This is a genomic window from Vibrio sp. 10N.222.49.A3 (genome assembly GCF_041475145.1).
GTDB classification, from domain to species: domain Bacteria; phylum Pseudomonadota; class Gammaproteobacteria; order Enterobacterales; family Vibrionaceae; genus Vibrio; species Vibrio tasmaniensis_A.
On the sequence record NZ_JBFRVM010000233.1, the window covers coordinates 1 to 5,678 of the forward strand.

Sequence of the window (5,678 nt, forward strand, 5' to 3'; positions counted from 1 at the left end):
AACTTCTGGTGCAGATCAAACGTACTAACGAAAGCTTTCGCCTTTTCAGTTAGCCTTGGTATTATTTTTTTACGTTGTAACACGCTTGGGGTATTTTCCATGGTGGCAATGATATCTTCACGCAATGGCTCTTCATTGGTATAAATCATCTTATCAACCAGTGTCTTAAAACTCTCTGATACTAACGACTCTTCTTGGCATATTTCATCCACCGCTTTGACTTTGGCTTTTTCCCAGAAGCTATCAAACTCATCCATCACTTCATCGGATGTGCCGACATTATTAAGGTTCTCTTCAATAAACTGCTCAATCAGCTCTTTCTTGGAGCGTAGCTCAGGGCTACCACCTAACAACTGCATAATCGTTTTGTATTGGTACTCGTACTCTTTGTCGTTATCTGCGCCTTTTAGCTGTGCTAATAACTGCAAAATGTAACGCACGTTTATCTCATCGCGTTGAATCAGCTCAAGCTCAAAATCAACCTCTTCAAGGATGGAAACCTTTTCTTTGCTGTTATCAGTTTTCACTTTGTCATACAGGTCGAGGTATTTGCTTTTGTAATCTTCAAAAGATTGCTCGTCTAATGCCACGTCATCAAAGTCGAAATCTGCAAAGGTGCTCAATATGTTTTTAAGACGCATCAATTCACGAAACGCTTTTACAAACTCAAGCTCTTGCTCTTCGTCACGCAGGTCATCCACACTCTCGATATCGGGTGCGATGGTTTTCATTTTATCGAGCGCTTCATTGAACAAACCAACAAAGTCTTCGTAAGGCGGCATGATCACCGTCTCTTTCGCATTCTTATTTGAAAATAGCGTCAGCGCATCGTCTGTTGCTTTTTTAAGGTTGCGGAAGCTAATGATATTACCCTGCGACTTTTGCTCGCTTAGAATGCGATTGGTGCGCGAGAATGCTTGAATTAATCCATGGTGTTTGAGGTTCTTGTCAACATACAGGGTGTTTAGCGGTTTACTGTCAAAACCAGTTAGGAACATATTCACCACCAGCAGAATATCTACTTTACGTTCACGTACCTTTTTCGAGATATCGTTGTAATAGTTATAAAACGATTCACTGTCTTTGGTGGTGTAGCTGGTTTCGAACATGGCATTATAGTCGCCAATAAACTGCTCTAGCTTGTCTCGACTATGGCTGTGTACTGTTGAGTCCTTACTACCCAACGAATAGGCCGCTTTCGGCTCCGCTACTTTATCAAGCTCAAACTCTTCACTCGCTTCATCTAGAAAGCCATTCGCGTCAGGGTCTTCCTCATTAGCCGCATAAGAGAAGATGGTAGCGATACGCAGGTTATGCTCACCCGCTTGTTTTTTCTTTGCAAACAGTTCGTAATATTTAATCAGCGTTTCCACACTGCTCACGCAGAACATGCCCGTGAAGGTTTTACTGTGTGTTTTACGGTTGTGATTGGCAATAATGTAATCGGTGATTTTATTTAATCGTACTTCAGACTCTAATAGCTCTTTGGTATCAATGCCTTCAACATCAATATCCATCTCGTTTTTGCTATTGCCGACTTGCTTATAACGCCCCACATACTCGATACCAAACTTCAGTACGTTTTCATCTTTAATCGCATCAACAATGGTGTATTCATGCAAACACTCATCAAATAGGTCTTTAGTGGTGGTTTTGCGCGATGCCTTGCTGGTTGCGTTATCAACAAAGATGGGCGTGCCCGTAAAACCAAATAGTTGATGGTTATTAAAGAAGCTAACAATACGTTTATGGGTATCACCAAACTGGCTACGGTGGCACTCATCAAAAATAAACACAATAGACTTGTCTTTTAAACGCTCCATACGTGAGGTATAACGCTTATGGCTAATCGCGTTATTGAGCTTTTGAATGGTGGTGACAATCAGCTTGGTATTGCGGTTTTCATTAATCTTATTTGCCGAGACAGGCGCATCGGTGAATTGATTCACCAACAAATTCGTATTATCAGTGCTGTCCACACACCCTTTGGCAAAGCCGTTAAACTCTTTACTGGTTTGATAATCTAAGTCTTTTCTATCTACCACAAACACCACTTTATGAACCTCGGAAAGCCCAGTGAGTATTTGCGCGGTTTTGAAGGAGGTTAAGGTTTTGCCTGAGCCAGTGGTGTGCCAAATGTAACCATTAAAGTTTTCAACTCGCTGCCCAGACAATGCAATTTCATTGCGCTCAATAACACGTTCAACGATATTCTCAGTGGCATAAATCTGATAGGGACGCATCACCATTAAAATACGATCAGTTTCATTAAGCACAATGTACTTTTGAATCAGGGTAGCAAGCTGTTTACGCTGTAAAAAAGTATCTGCAAAATGTGTTAACTCGGTATAACGTTTGTTATCTTCATCAGCCCAATAGAAGGTTTGCTTAAAGCTTTGGCTTTTGTTGTTGGCGTAATATTTAGTATTCACGCCATTGCTGATCACAAAGGTTTGCACATATTGGAACAAACCGTAACTTGCCCAGTAAGAGTGGCGCTGATAACGGTTAATTTGATTAAAGGCTTCTTTAAGCTCTAAGCCTCGCCGTTTCAGCTCAATCTGCACCAGTGGTAAACCATTGACTAAAATAGTCACGTCATAGCGGTTTTGATAACGCCCTTCCACGGTCACTTGTTGGGTGACTTGAAACAGGTTATCGTCCCACTTATCCGCTAGAAACTGGATATACAGTGCAGTGTTTTTTCCATCCGCCGCACTGTCTTTATTGATTTGCAGGCGATCACGCAGAGTTTTCGCTTTTTCAAATACAGAGCCTTTAGATAACGCATTAAGCACCTGCTTAAACTCATTGTCAGTGAGTGGCGTTTTTAAACGATTTACTTTTTCAAGCTGCTCTTTTAAATTCGCCAGCAGTGATTGCTCATCGGTTATTTGTGCAACTTGATAACCCAGCGTTTTAAGCTGAGAAACTAAGTTATCTTCAAGTACTTGCTCTGCCTGTATCGCCAAAATCAATTCCTACCTATTATTAAAACCGTATTACACAAACATCTGCTGTAATAAACCTTTTTTGAAGGTTTGGGTATGTTCTATTTGCTCAGAAACGAGGTTTAGTTTTTTGTCTAATGCCCCTAAGAACTCTGCAATTCTTTGCTGCTCTTCAATACATGGGAACGGCAAATTAATTTCCGAGAAATATTTATAGCTAAGGATTTTACCATCACGAATTCCCTCAAGACGCTTCTTCATTTCTTGAATAAAGTTATTTGTTTTTAAGTAGTACCTGTGAAAATCATCACAAATAGTTATTGAAGGTTGCAGAATAATATATGCAGGACTACATATTCCTTTGTAGTTTGAATACTCTATTCCACCTTGGAAGCTTCTTAGACTGATAATGAAATCACCTTTTTCAACCACTTTATAACTAGCGACACTATTATCCGTCACTTGCACTTGGTAGTTAATTAGCTCTCTTGGTATAGCTCCTTGGTCTTGAGTAATAGCTAAAATGGGTAAGTCGGAGTTATGCTTTTTATTAGACATAGCCCTAAAAATTTCATTTCCTTTTTTGCTTTCCCAATCTGGAAAGTGTTTACCATCTTCATCTTTAAAACGAATTTCTTGTGAAAACAGCTTTTGCATCACGCCTTTTTTGTACTGCGCTAACAAGTCATGCTTTTCTTTTAATAGCGCAATTTTTTTATCAACACTCGATAGGAAGTCTGCGATTTCATTTTGTTCATCATCACAATCAGTCATAAAGACTTCTACAGAGGACAACGTATCCTGCCCTACATTATATCTGGTACTACCTCCACTCTTACGAACAATCTCTTTTCTAGCTAGCCAACTTTTCAAGAGGTAATTCAAATAAATAGGATTGCAATTCTTTAATTGTTTACCACGAATTACAAAACCACCGAATGTAGCTGCCTGCTCTTTATCTAAATAAACATTTGATTGACCAGCTTCCTCTCGGTTTTCCGAACTGCGTTGAAATAATATATCTCCATAAGTAACTTCGTTCTTTTTAAAAATTTTTTCATCTACATTTACGGATCCGATTATAGAGTCATGTTTAATATAATCATTGTTGATAATATCTAAAACATTGATAAATTTATAACCACTCCCATAAGAATCTTTGTCTGCATTTATACCATTTTTAAAGGATAGGTACTCGCCTAAACTAACCTTATTCCATGGATTTTCTTTGCTTAACACCCTTAACTTTGGGGTAGCTGAATCAGCTAATCTAGCCATTACAGTTCTCCCTTATAAGAGGAAATTCCTAACTCATTAATAAATTTGGCTAATTCTTTCTCCGACTCATTAAGCTCTATTTCAAGGGTAGAAAGCGACTTTGACACTTGTTTAAGATTAATATTCTCTTCTACTTCGAAGGTATCTACGAATCGAGGGATATTTAAATTGAAATTATTTTCTGTAATTGTTTCTTCATTATCATTCAATAATGAGTTTTTAATTTTTGCTACATAAGCAAATTTATCTATAAATTCTCGTTTATCAACCGCTTCTAAAATACGCTCAAGATCTTCTTCACGTAGAAAGTTTTGATTAGTGGCTTTACCACAATGAGCGCTTGCATCAATAAACAAAATGTCATCAGAAGAATTACGCTGTTTTTTCAACACTAAGATACAAGTAGGAATTGAAGTACCATAAAAGATATTGGCAGGTAAGCCGATCACTGCATCTAAGCAGTTTTTTTGCTCAATTAGGTATTGTCGGATATGTCCTTCAGCAGCCCCACGGAATAAAACACCATGTGGTAGAACCACCGCCATTGTGCCGTTATCATCTAACTGATGAAGCATGTGTTGCACAAAAGCAAAGTCCGCTTTAGATTTAGGGGCTAGCTTGCCGTAATCGGCAAAACGCTCATCGGATTTAAAACCATCATTGGCACTCCAATCCGCTGAAAATGGCGGGTTAGCCACGACTGCTTCAAAGCGTTTTTCAATATGGTGTGGTGTTTCTAGGGTATCGTCCTGCTGAATATCAAAACTACGGTAATGCACCCCATGTAAAATCATGTTCATACGCGCTAGATTGTAGGTACTTGGGTTTTTCTCTTGCCCGAAGTATTGGCTAACTTCACCACCTTGTCGGCTAATTTCTTTTGATACTTGTAATAACAATGAACCCGAGCCACAGGTAGGGTCGTAGACTGATTTCAGTTGTGCTTTGCCTTTAGTAACTAGCTTGGCTAATAACTTAGAGACCATGGGTGGGGTATAGAACTCACCCGCTTTTTTACCCGCGCCACTGGCAAACTGGCCAATCAGGTATTCGTAAGCATCACCTAATACATCAATCTCAGTATCATCAAGGCAGAAGTCAATCTCATCTAAATGCCCTAATACGGTAGTGATCAGCTCATTTTTTGCCTTTTCACTTTTACCCAATTTATTAGAGGTTAAATCAATATCATCAAACAGCCCATTAAAGTCATCTTCACTGGCGGTGCCCATGGTGCTTTGCTCAATATGGTTAAGCACTTCACCTAAGGATTCGATAATAAACTCGCCGTTATTACCCTTTTCAGCAATCACATGAAACAGCTCACTCGGTTTTAAGAAGTAACCTAAATGGTCAATCGACTCCTCTTTAATCGCTTCTAAGTACTCTTGCCCTTCGTCTGTTGCTTCATCAATACCATCAAACTTGATACCTGATCTGCTCCAGTTA

The 5,678-nt window shown here is 39.2% G+C and carries 3 protein-coding genes; all 3 read right to left on the minus strand.

Annotated elements, in window-relative coordinates; all coding sequences use genetic code 11:
* Positions 1 to 2,972 (minus strand): type I restriction endonuclease subunit R (locus AB4589_RS23825; RefSeq protein WP_372101822.1); only part of this gene is annotated, 2,972 nt, incomplete at its 3' end.
* 30 nt (positions 2,973 to 3,002) lie between these two features.
* Positions 3,003 to 4,229 carry a restriction endonuclease subunit S gene (locus AB4589_RS23830; RefSeq protein WP_372101823.1) on the minus strand — a complete coding sequence of 409 codons (1,227 nt, stop codon included), beginning with the start codon at positions 4,227 to 4,229 and terminating at the stop codon, positions 3,003 to 3,005.
* Positions 4,229 to 5,678 (minus strand): type I restriction-modification system subunit M (locus AB4589_RS23835; protein WP_372101824.1); only part of this gene is annotated, 1,450 nt, incomplete at its 5' end. The genes AB4589_RS23830 and AB4589_RS23835, both read right to left, overlap by 1 nt.

What these genes read in the sequence shown, in the direction of transcription:
- AB4589_RS23830 (WP_372101823.1), bottom strand. Translation starts at nt 4,229, where the DNA reads ATGGCTAGATTAGCTGATTCAGCTACCCCAAAGTTAAGGGTGTTAAGC.